General features: G+C 72.9%; 15 protein-coding genes. 8 read left to right on the top strand and 7 right to left on the bottom strand.

Features of this window, described 5'->3' with window-relative positions:
- Nucleotides 1-8: 8 nt before the first annotated feature.
- Together MQP27_RS30470 and MQP27_RS30465 are read right to left on the bottom strand one after the other, a co-directional pair.
- Nucleotides 9-533 (bottom strand): SMI1/KNR4 family protein, encoded by a 525-nt coding sequence (locus MQP27_RS30470; protein WP_242769176.1) that lies wholly within the window; start codon nucleotides 531-533, stop codon nucleotides 9-11.
- A 34-nt stretch (nucleotides 534-567) separates the two neighbouring features.
- The gene (locus MQP27_RS30465; RefSeq protein ID WP_242769175.1) at nucleotides 568-2037 is read right to left on the bottom strand and encodes a ketol-acid reductoisomerase; all 1470 of its coding nucleotides are present in this window, start codon (nucleotides 2035-2037) and stop codon (nucleotides 568-570) included.
- A gap of 88 nt (nucleotides 2038-2125) precedes the next feature.
- Here MQP27_RS30465 and ilvY point away from each other — a divergent pair, with 88 nt between their 5' ends.
- Nucleotides 2126-2974: an HTH-type transcriptional activator IlvY gene (gene ilvY, locus MQP27_RS30460; RefSeq protein WP_242769174.1), complete on the top strand. Its 849-nt coding sequence runs from the start codon at nucleotides 2126-2128 to the stop codon at nucleotides 2972-2974.
- Nucleotides 2975-2989: 15 nt separating this feature from the next.
- On the opposite strand, the gene MQP27_RS30455 is transcribed toward ilvY, so the two are convergent.
- Together MQP27_RS30455 and MQP27_RS30450 are read right to left on the bottom strand one after the other, a co-directional pair.
- Entirely contained in the window at nucleotides 2990-3445 is a 456-nt protein-coding gene (locus MQP27_RS30455) for an RpiB/LacA/LacB family sugar-phosphate isomerase (RefSeq protein ID WP_242769173.1), read from the bottom strand.
- Between the two features lie 10 nt (nucleotides 3446-3455).
- On the bottom strand, nucleotides 3456-3677 hold the full coding sequence (locus MQP27_RS30450) for a hypothetical protein (protein WP_242769172.1): 222 nt from the start codon (nucleotides 3675-3677) through the stop codon (nucleotides 3456-3458).
- Between the two features lie 116 nt (nucleotides 3678-3793).
- On the opposite strand from MQP27_RS30450, the gene pdxR reads away from it, so the two are divergent.
- Nucleotides 3794-5230, top strand: a complete 1437-nt coding sequence (gene pdxR / locus MQP27_RS30445; protein WP_242769171.1) for a MocR-like pyridoxine biosynthesis transcription factor PdxR — start codon at nucleotides 3794-3796, stop codon at nucleotides 5228-5230.
- 19 nt (nucleotides 5231-5249) lie between these two features.
- Here the strand turns inward: pdxR and MQP27_RS30440 are convergent, their stop codons facing one another.
- Nucleotides 5250-6488: an ROK family protein gene (locus MQP27_RS30440; protein ID WP_242769170.1), complete on the bottom strand. Its 1239-nt coding sequence runs from the start codon at nucleotides 6486-6488 to the stop codon at nucleotides 5250-5252.
- Between the two features lie 184 nt (nucleotides 6489-6672).
- Here MQP27_RS30440 and MQP27_RS30435 point away from each other — a divergent pair, with 184 nt between their 5' ends.
- On the top strand, nucleotides 6673-7806 hold the full coding sequence (locus MQP27_RS30435; protein ID WP_242769466.1) for a methyltransferase: 1134 nt from the start codon (nucleotides 6673-6675) through the stop codon (nucleotides 7804-7806).
- Here the strand turns inward: MQP27_RS30435 and MQP27_RS30430 are convergent, their stop codons facing one another.
- Nucleotides 7807-8682, bottom strand: coding sequence for a class II fructose-bisphosphate aldolase (locus MQP27_RS30430; protein WP_242769169.1), 876 nt, complete (start codon nucleotides 8680-8682; stop codon nucleotides 7807-7809).
- Nucleotides 8683-8747: 65 nt separating this feature from the next.
- On the bottom strand, nucleotides 8748-9629 hold the full coding sequence (locus MQP27_RS30425; protein WP_242769168.1) for an SIS domain-containing protein: 882 nt from the start codon (nucleotides 9627-9629) through the stop codon (nucleotides 8748-8750).
- Between the two features lie 146 nt (nucleotides 9630-9775).
- On the opposite strand from MQP27_RS30425, the gene MQP27_RS30420 reads away from it, so the two are divergent.
- From MQP27_RS30420 to MQP27_RS30400, 5 genes are all read left to right on the top strand, one after another.
- Nucleotides 9776-10555, top strand: a complete 780-nt coding sequence (locus MQP27_RS30420) for a DeoR/GlpR family DNA-binding transcription regulator (RefSeq protein WP_242769167.1) — start codon at nucleotides 9776-9778, stop codon at nucleotides 10553-10555.
- Between the two features lie 93 nt (nucleotides 10556-10648).
- Nucleotides 10649-12487: a glycoside hydrolase family 15 protein gene (locus tag MQP27_RS30415; protein WP_242769166.1), complete on the top strand. Its 1839-nt coding sequence runs from the start codon at nucleotides 10649-10651 to the stop codon at nucleotides 12485-12487.
- Between the two features lie 129 nt (nucleotides 12488-12616).
- Complete coding sequence (locus tag MQP27_RS30410) at nucleotides 12617-13270, top strand: hypothetical protein (RefSeq protein ID WP_242769165.1); 654 nt, start codon at nucleotides 12617-12619, stop codon at nucleotides 13268-13270.
- A gap of 79 nt (nucleotides 13271-13349) precedes the next feature.
- Nucleotides 13350-14816, top strand: a complete 1467-nt coding sequence (locus tag MQP27_RS30405) for an amidohydrolase (protein WP_242769164.1) — start codon at nucleotides 13350-13352, stop codon at nucleotides 14814-14816.
- 162 nt (nucleotides 14817-14978) lie between these two features.
- A complete protein-coding gene (locus MQP27_RS30400; protein WP_242769163.1) occupies nucleotides 14979-16829 on the top strand; it encodes an isochorismatase family protein in 1851 nt (616 codons plus the stop codon).
- Nucleotides 16830-16880 lie beyond the last annotated feature (51 nt).

Below are 16880 nucleotides of genomic sequence, written 5' to 3'. Positions count from 1 at the left end.
GGCGGAGTTCAGCGGCAGAGTGCGTCGATGTCCTCGGAGAACGTCGGGAACTGGGCCTGCGCCTCGGTGACGATCTCGTCGGCGGTGCGGCGCGGGGTGGTCGCGTGGCGCTCGGCGAGTTCGGCCAGTGCCGCGTTCGGGCGGCCCTCGTACTGCCCGAACTCCACGATCTCCAGCGGGCCCACGCCGTCGGCCAGCACCCACAGGAAGTCGGAGAGGTTCCCGGCCACGACACCGCGCTCGCCCTCCGAGCCGAGGAACACCACGGGCTGCTCGGCGAGCGGCAGCCCCGGCCGGGCGAGCCAGAGCGCGGCGAGACCGCCAGTGCCGTCCTGCCCGAAGACCCGGTAGGCGGCGCCGTCGAGCTCGTGGTTGCCGGTCCAGTTGCGCAGCCAGTCGGTGGTCTCCTCGGCGGAGTCGAAGGCGTCGTAGGGCTCGAAGTCGACGCCCCCGTCCTCCTCGTACTCGAACTCCACTCGGGCCACCTCGGCCAGGGCGGGCGGAAAGGCGCGGTCGTCGGTCGTCTCGATCATGCGCGCAGGCTAGCGCCCGCCACTGACAACGGACCTAGGCGACCGAGATGTCCACGGAGGGACGGAGTTTGGCCGCCGCGGCCAGGGCCTCGTGCACGGGGTGGCCGTCGAAGGCCGCCAACAGGGCTTCGTCCGCCGGGCGTTCGGCGGCGGGGTAGGCGATCTGCTCGTACGCGGCCTGGAAGCGGGGACCCCAGCGGCGGGCGCCGAGGCGGGCCGTGCGGGAGCAGTTGTCGACCATGTGGGCGACGTTGCGGGCGTGCATGTACGGCAGGAGCGAGTCGACGGCCTCGATGACCGACTCGTTGACGATCTCCGACCAGGGATGCCCGCGCTCCGCGAACTCGTCGATCTGCGCGGTCATGGTGGCGAGGAACACGCCGGCCGTGAACGGCTCGACGGGCAGGGCCTGTTCGGCGCGGCGGGCGTGCGCGCGATCGCTCACCGACCACATCGGGGAACCCCCGATCTCGCTCATCGGGCGGCTGCCCAGGCGCCGTTCGGCGAGGATCACACTGCGCAGCTCGGTGCCGTCGGCGACCTCGTCGTAGATCTCGGCGACGAGCTCGCGCGCGGGCCCGTACGTGGCCGTGTACGCGCGGTCGAAGACGTCCCGGCCGGCCGTGTCGAGGCCCTCGCGCACCGCGCGCAGGCCCGCGTGCGAGATGGTGCGGGCGATCGGCCCGGTGATGTTCTCACAGGAGCGTTCGTACGCCGTGATCTCGTCGTCACCGGCGAGGCGGAAGCGGGTGTGGAGGCTCTCGACGATGCCGTGCACGGCGCCGAGCAGGATGGCGCGTTCGCCGACGATGTCGGAGAGGTACTCGCTGTCCAGCGTGGTGCGGAAGGTGTACGGCGACCCGAGCGCGACCGACCAGCCGAGCGCGAGGTCGGTGGCCCGTCCGTCGGGGTCGGCATGGACGGCGTAACTGCTGTTGATTCCCGCGCCGTTGATCTCCTCGCCCTGCTGGTAGAGGCGCCGCACGGAGTCGCCCATGCCCTTGGGGCAGACGGCGATCACTCCGTGTCCGGCGGGGAACTCCCCGCCCGTTTCCCGGAGATGGCCGAGCAGGAAGCCGTGCGAGAGGCCGATGACCGCGCCCGGCTGGAGGGCCGCGAAGATCTCCTGGTGGTGGGCGGCGAGGGCGGCGTCCGCGATGAGCAGGATCAGCAGGTCGCTGTCGGCGGCGACGGCGAGCCAGTCGCCGAGTGTGCCGTCCTCCTCGGTGAAGCCGTGGGCGCGGGCGTCGGCGGCGGACGCGGATCCCGGGCGCAGTCCGACGGTTACCCGGATGCCCGAACCGGCCAGGGAGTCGCGCAGGTTGAGGGCCTGGGCGCGGCCCTGCGGGCCCCAGCCGATCACACCGATGCGGCGCACCCCGGCGAACGCCCGCGGGAGCAGCGGGAAGAGGTGCCGGCCGCCGCGCAGGATGGTCTCGGTGCCGCCGGGCACTTCCATCGTTTCGAGGGGGAAGACGCGGGAGGTGTACGTGGTGGAGGTCATGGTCGAGTTGTAGGCTCCGCGCGAGTGTTGCAGCAAGCGCAACTTGCGCAGCGTGCCGTTGCGGGAAGTGAAAGGGCCAGGTGGGCGGGTGCGTGACGACCAGCGGGAGCTGAGGCTTTTCCTGCATCTGGCGCAGACGCTGAACTTCGGGCGGACGAGTCTCGACTGCCATGTCAGTCCGGCGACGCTGACGCGGACGGTGCAGCGGCTGGAGGCGGACCTCGGGCACCGGCTGTTCGAGCGGGGGCCGCGCGGGGTGTCGCTGACGGCGGAGGGGCACCGCTTCCGTGAATACGCCGTCCAGGCAAGGGAGTTGTGGCGCGCCTACCGTGAGGAGCACCCGGACCCGGCCCAACTGACCGGCCGTCTGGCGCTGTTCGCCACGGTGACGGCCTGCCAGGCGCTGCTGCCCGACCTGTTGGCCCCCTTCCGCGCCGCGCATCCGCAGGTACGGCTGGATCTGCGCACCGGTGACGCGGCGGCCGCGCTGGCCCGGCTGGACGAGGGCGAGGTGGACGCGGCCGTGGCGGGGATCCCGGCGCGGCTGCCGGAACCCCTGGTCAGCAGGACGGTGGCGGTGACCGAGCTGGTCCTCGTCACGGCCCGGGACCGCCCGGATCCCGGTCTCGACGGACCGTTCGTCCTCCCCCACCGCGGGCTGGTGCGGGAAGCCGCCGACCGCTGGTTCCGCGCGCGCGGCACGACACCCGAGCCGGCCTGTGAACCGGACGGCCACGAGGGGCTGTTGACGCTGGTCGCCCTCGGCTGCGGGACGGGCGTGGTCCCCCGGCTCGTACTGGAACACAGCGCGGTGCGCGAGCGGTTGGAGGTCGTGCCCGCCGATCCGGCGCCGGAGCCGTTCCCGATCGGGCTGTGCGTACGGCGGGCGGATCTGCGCAGGCCGCTGGTGGCGGCGTTGTGGAGCCTTTGCCAGTAGCGCGGGAACGCCTGGTCAGCGAGTGGTTTTCCCGAGATCCAGCCGCTCGATGCGCTCTACGTTCCCCCGGTCCTCCGCGTCCTCGCTCGCCTCGCCCGCGAACCAGGCGTCGAGGATCTCCTTGAGCAGCGGCTCGGAGGTGAGCCGCAGGCTGAGGGCGAGCACGTTGGCGTCGTTCCAGCGGCGGGCGCCGTCCGCGGTGTACGCGTCGGTGCACAGAGCGGCCCGTACGCCCGGCACCTTGTTCGCGGCGATGGACGCGCCGGTGCCGGTCCAGCAGCAGACGACGGCCTGGTCCGCGGCGCCGGTGACGACGTCACGGGCCGCGGCCTCCGAGCACACGGCCCACTGCGGGTCGTCGCCGGGACTCAGCGCACCGTGGGTCACGACCTCGTGGCCGCGGCCGGTCAGTTCCGCGACGAGGGCGCGCGCCACGGGTTCGTCCATGTCGGAGGAGACGGAGATCCGCATGTCCCGGAGCCTACTCGGGGCACGCGCCGGGCGTCCTCAGTACCTCCGCGGTGCGGATGCGCCGTGCCGGTCGGCCGCCGCGGATCACCAACCGGCGTCGCCGGGGCTCGTCCGGGACGACCGGCGCGTCCGGCAGCGCCGACAGGGCGCCGGCCCTGGCGTACCAGTCGTCGAACACGGCGCGGAACAGCGGGTGGGTCTGAGCGGGCAGTGAGCGCCTGACGAGAGTCACGGCAGTCTCCTTCATGTGATGGGCGATTCCATGTGCTTGGCGATGCCGACCGGCCGGTCGCCGTGCCGTCGTGGTCGACGCTACGAAGGAATGGCTCGCTGCTACTGTCCAATGGCATGCGGGAATCACAGACCAATCTGGCGGGCGACCTGCTGCTGCACCTGGGACGGTCCGGCGAGGGCCTGCTGCACGAGCGGGTGAAGCGGGCGCTGCGGGCGGCGATCAGGGAGGGGCGGATCGAGGTCGGCACCGCTCTGCCGCCCAGCCGGCAGCTGGCGGCTGACCTCGGCTGTTCGCGCTGGGCGGTGACCGAGGCGTACGGCCAGCTGGTCGCCGAGGGATATCTGGAGGCGCAGACCGGTTCCGGCACCCGGGTGCGCTGGTCGAACGCGTCCGACGCGGACGGGCGGCAGCCGGTGGCCCGCCAGGAGGCCGTGGCCCGTTTCGACCTCGCACCCGGCCTGCCGGATCTGCGCGCGTTCCCGCGCCGCCGTTGGGCCGACGCCGTCCGTGCGCAGGTGACGACGGCGGCGTACACGGAGTTCGGCTATCCCCCGTCCGGCGGTCACCTCCGGCTCAGGCGGCTGCTCGCGGAGTACCTGGGCCGCTCCCGGGGCGTCTCGACGACGCCGCAGGACGTGACGGTGTGCACGAGCGTGACCGACGGAGTGCGGCGCGTGTGCCGGGCGCTGCGCGCCGAGGGCATCATCGCGGTGGGCTGCGAGGAGCCGGGCTGGACACGGCTGCGTGAGGTGATCCGGGCCGCGGGCCTGGATCCGGTGCCGATCGGCGCGGACGGCGGTGGTTTGCGCACCGAGGAGCTGGCCGGGCGTCCGGGGCTCAGGGCGGTACTGGCGACTCCCGCCCACCAGTTCCCCCTCGGCAGCGTGCTCGCTCCCGAGCGGCGCGCCGCCCTGCTGCACTGGGCCCGGCAGGTGGACGGCGTCGTGCTGGAGGACGACTACGACGCGGAGTTCCGCTACGACCGTCGCCCGGTGGCGGCCCTGCAGGGCATGGATCCCTCCCGTGTGATCCTCTTCAAGTCGCTCAGCAAGATCTTGTCCCCGGCGCTCGGCATCGGGTGGATCGTGGCGCCGCCGCGCTGGACCGCTCACCTGCACCGGGCCGACCAGGCGGCGACCCAGCCCTCGACGGTCGATCAGCTCGCCTTCGCCGCGCTGCTGGAGTCGGGCGGCTACGACCGTCACCTCCGGGCCTGCCGGCAGCGCTACCGCAAGCGGCGCGACGCCCTCGTCCAGGCCCTCGCCGACGAGCTCCCCGGCGCTCCGGTCTCCGGCATCGCGGCGGGCCTCCACCTCATCCTCCGGCTGCCGACCAGGGTGGACACCGCGGCCGTGGTCACCGCGGCGGCCCGCCGGTCACTGCGCGTCGCCGACCTCGCCGCCTATCACGCCACCGACGAACACGCCGACCACGGTCTGGTCCTCGGCTACGGCAATCTCGCCGACAACGCGGTGCGGGAAGCGGTCCGCCACCTCCGTGCGGCGGTCGAGGAGAGCCGGCCGGCGCCGACGCCCACTGCCGGTGCCTGACTGGGGCGTGGCGTGAGCCTCAGGTGAGTGCTCCCAGCGGATCGTCCAGGACCGGCTGCCAGGCCAACTCGGCCGCGCCGACCAGGCTGTTGTGGTCGAGGGTGCAGGCCAGGATGGGGACGCCGCCGCTCTGGCCCCACAGGCTGCGGTCGGCGACGACGGCCCGCAGGCGCTCGGGGTCGGCTTCGAGGAGGGTGCGGTGGAGGCCGCCGAGGATGATCCGGTCGGGGTTCAGGATGTTGACCAGGCCCGCGAGTCCCAGGCCGAGGCGGTCGATGAGGGCCTCGGTGGCGGCGCGGATCACGGGGTCGTCGTAGTGGTTGCGGACGAGGTCGTCGGCCTGCTTGAGCAGGGACATCTCGGGGCCGGGCGCGCGGCCCGCGGCGGTGAGGAGGGCCAGCGGGTCGGCCTCGACGTCGAGGCAGCCACGGCTGCCGCAGTGGCAGGGGCGGCCCTCGGGGTTGACGGTGAGGTGGCCGACCTCCAGGGCCAGGCCCGAACTGCCCGTGTGCAGACGGCCGTCGAGGACCAGTGCGCCGCCCACGCCCCGGTGTCCGGTCGCCACGCACAGCAGGTCCCGGGCGCCGCGGCCGGCGCCGTGCCGGTGCTCGGCGAGGGCGGCGAGGTTGACGTCGTTGCCCGCGAAGGCGGGTCCGGTGATCCCGGCCGCGCGCACGCACTCGGCGAAGATCCGGCGGACCGGCGCGCCGACGGGCCAGGCCAGGTGCAGGGGGTTGAGGGCGAGGCCGTCGGGTTCGGCGACCGCGGAGGGTACGGCGAGTCCGGCGCCGACGCAGCGGCGGCCCGTCGAACGCAGCAGCTCGGCGCCGGCTTCCACGACCGAGCCGACGACCTTCGCCGGGTCGGCGTCGACGATCTCGCAGCCCGGCGTGGTGGCGACGATCCGCCCGCCGAGGCCGACCAGCGCCGCGCGGAATCCGTCGGCGTGCACCTGTGCGGCGAGCACGACCGGTCCGTCGTCGGCGACGGCCAGCCGGTGGGAGGGCCTGCCCTGGGAGCCCGCGGCGGCACCCGGCCGGGCGTCGACGCGGATCAGCCCCAGGGCCTCCAGCTCGGCGGCGACCGCGCCCGCGGTGGCGCGGGTCACGCCCAGCTCGGCGGTGAGCACGGCGCGGGTGGGCGCGCGACCGGTGTGCACGAGCTCCAACGCGGGCCCGAGCGCTCCGCGCCCCCGGTCCAGCCGCGTCCTCGAGGTGGTCCCTTCCCCCGTCGGCCGGGGGTCCGCCTTGCCGCTCATGAGGGCGAGTCTCCCATGATCCGCGATTACGACGGGCTACGGGGCGCTGACCGGGAGCGCGTTGTCCGTACGTCCGCACGGTGCCCGTCCGGCCGGCGAAAACGCCCCGTGTTGCCGCTGCCCATCCTGCCCGACCGGGTCTGAACTGCGGCTCCGCTAGCCTTGACGCACGATGAACGACCGTATGACGACGCCGTGGGGCGAGCTCGATCTGGCCCGCTTCCCCGAGGACCCGCGCGACCGGCTGCGTGCCTGGGACGCCTCCGACGAGTACGTGCTCAGGCATCTCGCCGAGGAGAAGGTGCCGCTGGACGGCACGGTGGTGGTCGTCGGTGACCGGTGGGGTGCCCTGGTCACGGCGTTGGCCGGGCGGCGGCCGGTGCAGATCACGGACTCGTTCCTGGCGCAGGAGGCGACGAAGGCCAACCTCGCGCGCAGTGGCGTGGAGCCGGGCACGGTGGGGCTGCTGACCACGCAGGACGCGCCGCCCGAGCGGGTGGACGTGCTGCTGGTGCGGGTGCCGAAGAGCCTGGCGCTGCTGGAGGACCAGCTGTCGCGGCTGGCGCCCGCGGTGCACGCGGGGACGGTGGTCGTCGGCACCGGCATGGTCAAGGAGATCCACACCTCCACGCTCCGGCTCTTCGAGCGCGTCCTCGGTCCGACGCGCACCTCGTTGGCCGAGAAGAAGGCCCGGCTGATCTTCTGCACCCCGGACCCCGCGCTGGAGCGGCCCGCCAACCCGTGGCCGTACACCTACACGCTGCCCGACAGCATCGGCGCGGTCTCGGGGCGCACGGTCGTCAACCACGCGGGCGTGTTCTGCGCGGACCGGCTCGACATCGGCACCCGCTTCTTCCTCCGGCATCTGCCCGCGGCCGGTGGTGGCCGGCGGGTGGTGGACCTCGGGTGCGGCAACGGGGTGGTCGGTACGGCGGTCGCGGTCGGCGATCCCGGGGCCGAGGTGCTGTTCGTGGACGAGTCGTTCCAGGCCGTGGCCTCGGCGGAGGCGACGTACAAGGCGAACGGGGTGCCGGGGCACGCCGAGTTCCGGGTCGGGGACGGGCTTGCGGGGGTGCCGGCCGGGAGTGTCGACCTCGTGCTGAACAATCCGCCGTTCCACTCCCACCAGGCGACGACCGACGCGACGGCGTGGCGGATGTTCGCCGGGGCGCAGCGAGTGCTGCGGCCCGGCGGTGAGCTGTGGGTAATCGGGAACCGGCACCTCGGCTACCACGTGAAGCTGCGCAAGCTCTTCGGCAACAGTCAACTGGTCGCCAGCGACCCGAAGTTCGTGGTGCTGAAGGCCGTCAAGAAGTGATCAGGGGCGTTCGGAGCCCTTCAGCGGTCGGGCGAGGGCCGTGATGATGCCGGTCACCGCGCGGGCCATCGCCTCCCGGCCCACGCTCAGGTACTTGCGGGAGTCGACCGCCTCCGGGTGAGCGGCGAGGAACTCGCGGATCGCGCCCGTCATCGCGATGTTGAGGGCCGTGCCGACGTTCACCTTGGCTATGCCGCCCGCGACCGCCGCGGCCAGCTCGTCGTCGGGCACGCCGGAGGAGCCATGCAGGACCAGCGGCACGTCGAGGGTGGCCGAGAGGCGTTTGAGGAGGTCGTGGTCGAGGGTGGCGGTGCGGGTGGTCATGGCGTGGGTGCTGCCGATGGCCACGGCGAGGGCGTCCACCCCGGAGTCGGCGACGAAGGCGCGGGCCTCGGCGGGGTCGGTGCGGGCGCCGGGCGCGTGGGCGTCCAGCGCCGGCTGGCCGAACTTGCCGCCGACCTGGCCCAACTCGGCCTCGATCCACAGGCCTTGAGCGTGCGCCCAGTCGGCGGCGATGCGGGTCGCGGCGAGGTTCTGCGCGTAGGGCAGGCGGGCCGCGTCGTACATCACGGAGCTGAATCCGGCGTCGGCCGCCTGGCGCAGCAGGTCGTCGCTCTGGACGTGGTCCAGGTGCAGGCCGACGGGTACGGCGGCGCGTTCGGCGGCGGTGACGGCGGCGCGGGCGAGCGGGAGCAGCCGTCCGTAGCGGAACTTGACCGCGTTCTCGCTGACTTGGAGGACGACGGGCGCGTCGGCCGCCTCGGCGCCGGCGATGACGGCTTCGACGTGTTCCAGGGTGATGATGTTGAAGGAGGCGACGGCGGAGTGCGCGGCGGCGGCACGGGTGACGAGTTCGCCGGTGGTGACGAGGGGCACGGCTTCTCCCTTGCGAGGATGCGGCTTTGAGACGGCGTCAGGGACCGTCGGAGCGCCGGGGATCGTCAGGGCGCCAGGATCACCGAACGGGTGAGGTGGCGGGGGCGGTCCGGGTCGAGGTCGCGGGCCGCGGCGACGGCGACCGCGAGGCGCTGGGCGCGGACCAGCTCGGCGAGGGGGTCGAGAGTGCCGGGCACCCACAACCCGCCGGTCTCGCGCACCTGCTCGGCCAGCCCTTCGGGTGCCTCGCCGAGCATCCAGGTCGCCGTGCCCCTGGTCGTGATGCTGATGGGTCCGTGCCGGTACTCCATCGCCGGGTAGGCCTCGGTCCAGGCGAGTGAGGCCTCGCGCATCTTCAGTCCGGCCTCGTTGGCCAGGCCCACTGTCCAGCCCCGGCCGAGGAAGGTGAACTGCGTGCAGCCGACGAGCCCTTCGGGCAGCGGGGTCGCGAGTGCGGTGCGGGCGTCGGCGACGACCGCGTCGGTGTGCAGGCCGAGGTGGGCGCGGAGCAGGGTGAGCGCGGTGGTGGCGAACCGGGTCTGCACGACGGACCGTTCGTCGGCGTAGTCGAGCACGACGACGTCGTCCGCGGCGGTCATGACCGGTGTGTCCGGGTCGGCGGTGATCGCGGTCGTGCGGATGCGTCCCCTCAACTCGCCGAGCAGCTCCAGCACTTCGGTCGTGGTGCCGGAGCGGGTCAGGGCCACGACGCGGTCGTACGCACGGCCGTGCGGGAACTCGGAGGCGGCGAAGGCGTCCGTCTCGCCCTGGCCCACGCCCTCGCGCAGCGCGGCGGCCGACTGGGCCATGAAGTACGAGGTGCCGCATCCGACGATCGCGACGCGCTCGCCCGGCGCCGGGAGTGCCCCGGCGTGGCGTGCCGCTTCGGCGGCGGCCCGGGTCCAGCACTCGGGCTGGGTCATCAGCTCGTCCTCGACATGGGTCATGCCGGATCCCTCTCTGACCTGCTTCTCGATCTGCTCTTTCTTGCAAGATATAGCGAGCTTTCGAGCACAATCAAGCATTCGAGAGCAACCGGGGTGCGCTAAGGTCGCCGGGAGTTCGAGGCACGGGCGAGGATCGGAGAGTGCGGATGTCGCGGGACGCCCGCTGGAAGGCGCTGCTGGAGCTGCTCGTGGAGCGCGGCCGGCTGGACGTCGAGGAGGCGGCCGCCGAGCTGGAGGTCTCGGCGGCGACGATCCGGCGCGACTTCGACCAGCTGGCGGAGCAGCAGATGCTGGTGCGGACCCGGGGCGGCGCGGTCGTGCACGGGGTGTCGTACGAGCTGCCGCTGCGCTACAAGACCGCGCGGCATGCGTCCGAGAAGCAGCGGATCGCGAGGGCGGTCGCGGAGCTGATCGCGCCGGGTGAGGCGGTCGGGCTGACCGGCGGCACGACCACGACCGAGGTGGCACGGGCGCTCGCCGTGCGCGGCGATCTGACGTCCGGTTCGCCTGCGCTCACGATCGTCACGAACGCGCTCAACATCGCCAACGAGCTCGCCGTGCGGCCCCAGTTCAAGATCGTGGTGACCGGCGGGGTCGCGCGTCCGCAGTCGTACGAGCTCATCGGGCCGCTCGCGGACGGCGTGCTCGGGCAGATCACGATCGACGTGGCGGTGCTCGGCGTGGTCGCCTTCGACGCCGCGCACGGTGCGGCCGCGCACGACGAGGCGGAGGCCGCGATCAACCGGCTGCTGTGCGAGCGGGCCGAGCGGGTGGTCGTGGCGGCCGACTCCAGCAAGCTGGGGCAGCGGGCGTTCGCCCGGATCTGCGCCGCGGAAGCGGTGGACACACTCGTGACGGACACGGCGGCGACCGCGGAGGCGGTGCGCCGCTTCGAGGAGGCGGGGATCCAGGTGCTCACGGTCTGACACAGTGCGGACCGACTGCCGTGATCCCCGCGCTCGCGAAGGTGATCCCGCCTAGGCTGGGAGCGGGATGCGGGTCGGGGCAGGGAGGCTGCGATGGGCACTGAAGCGAGCGGCGAGGGCGTCCCCGGAGCCGGTCCCCGGTATCTGCCGATCGCCGAGCACGGGCTGATCGGCGATCTCCGCAGCGTCGCCCTGGTCGGCACCGACGGCACCATCGACTGGTACTGCTGCCCGGCCTTCGACGCGCCCAGCGTCTTCGCGGCGATCCTGGACGCCGAGCGCGGCGGGTCCTTCGAGCTGGCGGCGGCCGTACCGGCGAAGACCAAGCAGTTCTACTTCCCCGACACCAACGTCCTGATCACCCGCTTCTTCACCGAGGACGGCGTCGGCGAGGTGCAGGACTTCATGCCCGTCAACGGCGGGGCCGTGGAGGCCGAGCGGCACCGGCTGATCCGGCGCGTGGTGTGCGTGCGCGGCTCCATCCCGTTCCGTACCCGGGTCGCGCCGCGCTTCGACTACGGCACCCGGCCGCACACCGTCCGCATGGCCGGCGAGGTGGCGGTCTTCCGGACCGACGAACTCTCCCTCGCCCTCACGGCGACCGTACCGCTGGAGGCCGAAGGGCTGGACGCGCGGGCCGACTTCAAGCTCTCCGAGGGCGAGACGGCGGTGTTCGCGCTCGACCAGGTCGGCGGGGACGTGGAGCCGCGCCGGTGCGCGAAGCTGGAGGCCGAGGAGCAGTTCGCCACCACGGTCGCGTACTGGCGCCGCTGGTTGTCCGCCTCCAAGTACCGTGGCCGCTGGCGGGAGATGGTGCACCGCTCGGCCCTCACCCTGAAGCTGCTCACCTACGCGCCCACGGGTGCGATCGTCGCCGCCCCGACCACCAGCCTGCCCGAGCAGCTCGGCGGCGAGCGCAACTGGGACTACCGCTATGTGTGGGTGCGGGACGCGGCCTTCTGCGTGTACGCGCTGCTGCGGCTCGGCTTCACCGAGGAGGCCGAGGCGTTCATGAAGTTCGTGACCCGGCACGTCAGTCCGGGCGACGGCAAGCCCTCCGGCCCGCTGCAGATCATGTACGGCATCGACGGCCGCACCGATCTCGCGGAGGTCGAACTCGACCATCTGGAAGGGCATCAGGGCTCGGCGCCGGTGCGGATCGGCAACGCGGCCGCCGAACAGCTTCAACTCGACATCTACGGCGCGCTCATCGACTCGATCTACCTCTACGACAAGTGGGCCAAGCCCATCTCCAGCGACCAGTGGGACGACGTGTGCGCGCTGGTGGAGTGGGTGTGCGCGAACTGGGACCAGCCCGACGAGGGGATCTGGGAGACGCGCGGCGGACGCAAGAAGTTCCTCTACTCGCGGCTGATGTGCTGGGTGGCGATCGAGCGCGCCATCCGCATGGCCAACCGGCGCGGCCTGCCCGCCGACCTGCCGCGCTGGCGCGAGTGCCGGGACACCATCTACCGGCGGATCATGAAGCAGGGCTGGTCGGAGTCGCGGCAGGCGTTCGTCCAGCACGAGGACGACGACGTGCTGGACGCGGCGGTCCTGATGATGCCGCTGACGAAGTTCATCGCGCCGACCGACCCGAAGTGGCTGTCCACGCTCGACGCGCTCACCCACGACCTGGTGTCCGACTCCCTGGTGTACCGCTACGACCCGATGGCCAGCCCCGACGGACTGCGCGGCGACGAAGGCACCTTCTCCATCTGCTCGTTCTGGTACGTCGAGGCCATGGTGCACGCCGGGCGCATCGACGAGGCACGGCTCGCCTTCGAGAAGATGCTCACGTACGCCAACCATCTGGGCCTGTACGCCGAGGAGATCAGCCACACCGGCGAGCAACAGGGCAATTTCCCGCAGGCGTTCACGCATCTGGCGCTCATCAGCGCGGCCTTCAACCTGGACAAGGCCCTGGGCTGAGGGTGGTGCTGGGCACACCCTGGATCCGGTCCTCAGGCCCAGGGACGGCGGGCCCCGGGACCGGAAGGATTCATGACGTCGGCGAACGGACCGACGCGGAATCCATCTCACGGACTCGGGGGAACACCCATGAACGAGACCTTCGCCAGGCGTCTGACGGGCGCCGCCGGCATCGCCACCGCGGCCGCGCTCATCGTCGAAGTGCCCCTGTACTTCGTCTACTCCGGCTCGCCGCCGGACGCGAACGTGCTCGCCCGGCTGCTGTTCGGGATCGTCGCCCTGGCCTGTCTGGTCGTGTTCGTGACGGCCTTCCGTGAACTGGTCCGGCGCGCCCGTCCCGACTACGAGTGGGCGGGTTCGCTGGCCTTCGCCTCGGGGCTGGTCTACGCGACGGTCACCCTGGTCTCCATGGGACTGGAGGCCGGCGCGGTCATCGCCACCGACCATCCGATCGATCCGACGATCACGGTCAACGGCACATACATCCTCTACGGCTCGATCTCCCGTCTGATGCTGGGGCTGTTCCTGGCCACCCTGGGCTGCACCGTCTCCCGAACGGGCCTGTTGCCCCGCTGGATCGGCCGCTCGGCCTACGTCCTCGCCGCGATCAACCTGGCCTTCGTGCCGTCCCTGTTCTTCGGCAACACGCCCGCGCACTTCTACGCGGCGAACGGCTGGGGCACCACGGCTCTGATGGGGGCGATCCTCAGCTACTGGCTGCTGGCCGTGGGCATCTCCACCTACCGGAGCTCCTCGCGGCTCAGCGCCTCGATCGCCGCGTAGTCTCGGGAACGGATCACCGAGCGGGCGGGACGGCCATCGGCTGTCCCGCCCGCTCCCGAGCGACGTCACGACTGGAGCCATGATGACGAGCACCCTGACGCTCACCCGCGTACGCCTGGGTCCCGGCGGGCCGTTGGGCAGTGTGCGGGTCGCCGACGGCAAGGTCGTCGCCGTGACGGAGGGCGAGCTCGACGGGCCGGCGCTCGACCTGGACGGGCGCACCGTGCTGCCGGGTCTGTGGGACGCGCATGTGCACGCCGCGCAGTGGGCCGGCAATCGTCACCGGGTGGATCTGGCCGGCCTGGACTCGGCCCGGGCGGTCGCCGAGGCCGTACGCAAGCACGCGGCCGGTCCGCCCGCGGGCGAGGTGCTGCTGGGCCAGGGGTTCCGGGACGGCCTGTGGCCCGACGTACCCACCAGGGCGCTGCTGGACGCGGCGTGCCCGGACCGGCCGGTCGCGCTGATCAGCGCCGATCTGCATGCCGCGTGGCTCAACTCGGCGGGCCTGGCACTGATCGGCCGCCCTGGCCACGAGACGGGACTGCTGCGCGAGCACGAGTGCTTCGAGGCCATGCAGGCGCTGCCCGAGGTGTCCGTCGAGGTCCTCGACCGGTGGGTCACGGAGGCCTGGCGGGACGCTGCCGCGCGGGGCGTCACGGGTGTCATCGACTTCCACTTCTCCGACAACATCGCCGACTGGAGTCGCCGCGCGGCCGGTGCGCCACTGCCCGTACGGGTCCAAGCGGCCGTGTATCCACGGCACTTGGAGGCGGCGATAGGCCGCGGGCACCGGACCGGCGACGTCCTGCCCGGCACCGGCGGGCTGTTGCAGGTCGGCCCGCTCAAGCTCTTCACGGACGGCTCCCTCAACACCCGCACCGCCCTGTGCTGCGACCCCTACCCGGGGCTGGAGGACACCCAGGAGGCGTACGGCATCGAGGAGACGCCGTACGAGGAACTGGTTCGGCTGATGAGGCGTGCCGTCGAGAACGGAATAGAACCCGCCGTGCACGCGATCGGTGACCGGGCCAACACCCTGGCTCTCGACGCGTTCGCCGCGCTGCGCTGCCGGGGCCGGATCGAGCACGCGCAGTTGCTGACGGCCGCCGACGTGCCACGGTTCGCGGAGCTGGGGGTGACGGCGGGGGTGCAGCCCGCGCATGCCACCGACGACCGGGACGTGGCGGACCGCCACTGGGCCGGGCGCACGGGACGGGCCTTCGCGTACGCCGATCTGCTGGCGGCGGGCGCCCGGCTGGAGTTCGGCTCGGACGCTCCCGTCTCGCCGCTCGACCCCTGGCTCGGCATCGCCGCCGCCGTCCACCGGACGAGCGACGGGCGGCCGGCCTGGCATCCGGAGCAGCGGCTCCCGGTGACGTCCGCGCTCGCGGCATCGGCCCGGGGACGTACGGCGGTCCGGGTCGGCGATCCCGCCGACCTGGTGATCGTGGAGGTGGACCCGCGGGAGGCGGACGCCCACACACTGCGGGAGATGCCGGTGCACGCCACGCTGCTCGCGGGGCGCTGGACGCACGGCCCCTACTGACGCGGCTCCTGCTCAATCGAGGCGACAACGACGGTTAGGTGAGGCTAACCTAAGCAGTACGCCCGATCGGGAGACCGTGCCGTGGGCGAGTCGTGCCACTCGCCGCCCCTGCACCGACAGTCCCCGTATGTCCGGGCTCCGTGACTGCGAGGGGACCGACCTGTGGGAAGCGACGCATCCGGGCACACCACGCTCGACGACGTGCTGCGCGAGAGCGCGCAGCGGCATCCCGGGCGGGTGGCGCTCGTCGACTTCGCGGGCGGCCGGAAGGTGTGGACGTACGGCGAACTGGACGAGCGCGTGGAGCGGTGCGCGGCGCGGCTGCATGCGCAGGGGATCCGGTACGGCGATCGGGTCGTCGTCCGGCTGCCCGGCTGCCCGGACCTCTTCCGGCAGTTCTTCGGACTGATCAGGGTCGGTGCCGTGCCCGTCCTCGTGCCGCCCGGTGTGCGCGACTCGGTGGTGCGGGCCGTCGATGCCTTCGTCGAGGAGGAGGCGGGTCCGGAGGACCTCGCCCTGCTCCAACTGGCCGGTGACGGAGTCGGGTTGCCCCGGCTGGTGCCGTTCGATCACGCCCGGCTGGTGCGTTCGGTGCGGGAGCGGGCCGTGATCCAAGCAGCCGACGAGGAGACGGTCCATCTGGCGGCCCTGCCCGAACAGCCCGTCGGCGTACCGGGGTTGCTCGACTGGGTGGCCGTCCTTCAGGCCGGCGGGCGCGTGGTGCTCGGCCCCGGGGGCGGGCCCGACACGGCCTTCGGCGTCGTCGCGGGCGAGCGCGTCACGCACACCGTGCTGCCGCCGCGGCTCGCCGTGCAGTGGACCGAGGCGGCGGCCGTCACCGCGTACGATCTCGGCAGTCTGCGCGCCCTGGTGGTGGCGGGCGGCGCCTTCGACGAGCGGGTGGCCCGGCGGGTGCGGCCCGCGCTGGGCTGCTCGCTGGTACAGGTCTTCGGCACGGTCGAGGGGCTGGTCTCCTGGACCCGTCCGGACGACGGTCCGGAGGCGGGGGTGACCACGCAGGGGCGTGCGATGTCGGCCGAGGACGAGCTGCGGGTCGTCGACGACGAGGGCCGTGAGCTGCCCGTCGGCGCGAGCGGGCACCTGCTGGTACGCGGTCCCTCGACCGTCTCCGGGTACTGGCGCTCCCCCGAGCACGACGCCGGCTTCTTCACCACCGACGGTTTCCACCGCACCGGCGCGATTGCCCGGGTGACCGGGGCCGGTCACCTCGTCGTCGAGCGCGATCCGCTGCCGGCCGTCGGCACGGGCGGGGCGACGGCACGTCTCGTCCGGCGTGTCCCCGCCCCGCGCAGCCGACCGCCCCGTCCGCATCCACACGAAGGGCACACCGAGATGACGCCTCCGATGTTCCCGTACGTCATGCCGACCCCAGCGATGCTGCCCGCCGACCGGACGGGCTGGACCCTGGACCCGGCCCGGGCGGCTCTGCTGGTCCTCAATCTCCAGAACCGGTTCGTACGGGCGCTGGAGCAGGAGTCCGCTCCGGTCACCGAACTCCTCGCAAACGCACGGCGGTTGGTCGCCGCGGCCCGGGAGGCCGGGGTGCCCGTCGTCCACTCGGTACCGGCCGGCGAGCGGCGGGCCGCCGGGCGGGGACCGGTGCCGTACGCGCGGCTGTCCGGCGCGTCGGCCGGTGCCGAGGGCGAGGCGTTCGCCGCGCAGGCCGAGCCGCGGGCCGGGGACACGGTGCTGACCGCCCGGAAGTACAGCGCGTTCACCCGCACCCGACTGGACGGACGGCTGCGGGAGTTGGGGCGCGATCAGGTGGTGATCCTGGGGCTGTACGCCAGGGCCGGGGTGCTGATGACCGCGGGCGACGCCTGGGCCCAGGACCTGGAGGCCTTCGTGGTCGCCGACGCCGTCGCCGATGTGTCGGCCGGGGGCCACGAGTTCGCGCTGGAGTGGGTGGCGGAGACCTGCGGGGCGGTGACGGCGACGGACCGGGTGGTGACGGTGTTCGGAGCGGACCACTCGACGGCCGAGGCGGTCTGAAACTGCGGCCGAGCACGAACGGGGGGACGGCCGGCAGGGCGGCAGCCGTCC

Origin of the sequence: Streptomyces cylindrosporus (assembly GCF_022698165.1) — a bacterium.
Lineage (GTDB): Bacteria > Actinomycetota > Actinomycetes > Streptomycetales > Streptomycetaceae > Streptomyces > Streptomyces cylindrosporus.
This window is presented reverse-complemented; position numbering and strand designations above follow the sequence as displayed.

What these genes read in the sequence shown, in the direction of transcription:
- MQP27_RS30470 (WP_242769176.1), bottom strand. Translation starts at nt 533, where the DNA reads ATGATCGAGACGACCGACGACCGCGCCTTTCCGCCCGCCCTGGCCGAG.
- MQP27_RS30465 (WP_242769175.1), bottom strand. Translation starts at nt 2,037, where the DNA reads ATGACCTCCACCACGTACACCTCCCGCGTCTTCCCCCTCGAAACGATG.
- MQP27_RS30455 (WP_242769173.1), bottom strand. Translation starts at nt 3,445, where the DNA reads ATGCGGATCTCCGTCTCCTCCGACATGGACGAACCCGTGGCGCGCGCC.
- pdxR (WP_242769171.1), top strand. Translation starts at nt 3,794, where the DNA reads ATGCGGGAATCACAGACCAATCTGGCGGGCGACCTGCTGCTGCACCTG.
- MQP27_RS30440 (WP_242769170.1), bottom strand. Translation starts at nt 6,488, where the DNA reads ATGAGCGGCAAGGCGGACCCCCGGCCGACGGGGGAAGGGACCACCTCG.
- MQP27_RS30435 (WP_242769466.1), top strand. Translation starts at nt 6,673, where the DNA reads ATGACGACGCCGTGGGGCGAGCTCGATCTGGCCCGCTTCCCCGAGGAC.
- MQP27_RS30425 (WP_242769168.1), bottom strand. Translation starts at nt 9,629, where the DNA reads ATGACCCATGTCGAGGACGAGCTGATGACCCAGCCCGAGTGCTGGACC.
- MQP27_RS30420 (WP_242769167.1), top strand. Translation starts at nt 9,776, where the DNA reads ATGTCGCGGGACGCCCGCTGGAAGGCGCTGCTGGAGCTGCTCGTGGAG.
- MQP27_RS30415 (WP_242769166.1), top strand. Translation starts at nt 10,649, where the DNA reads ATGGGCACTGAAGCGAGCGGCGAGGGCGTCCCCGGAGCCGGTCCCCGG.
- MQP27_RS30410 (WP_242769165.1), top strand. Translation starts at nt 12,617, where the DNA reads ATGAACGAGACCTTCGCCAGGCGTCTGACGGGCGCCGCCGGCATCGCC.
- MQP27_RS30405 (WP_242769164.1), top strand. Translation starts at nt 13,350, where the DNA reads ATGATGACGAGCACCCTGACGCTCACCCGCGTACGCCTGGGTCCCGGC.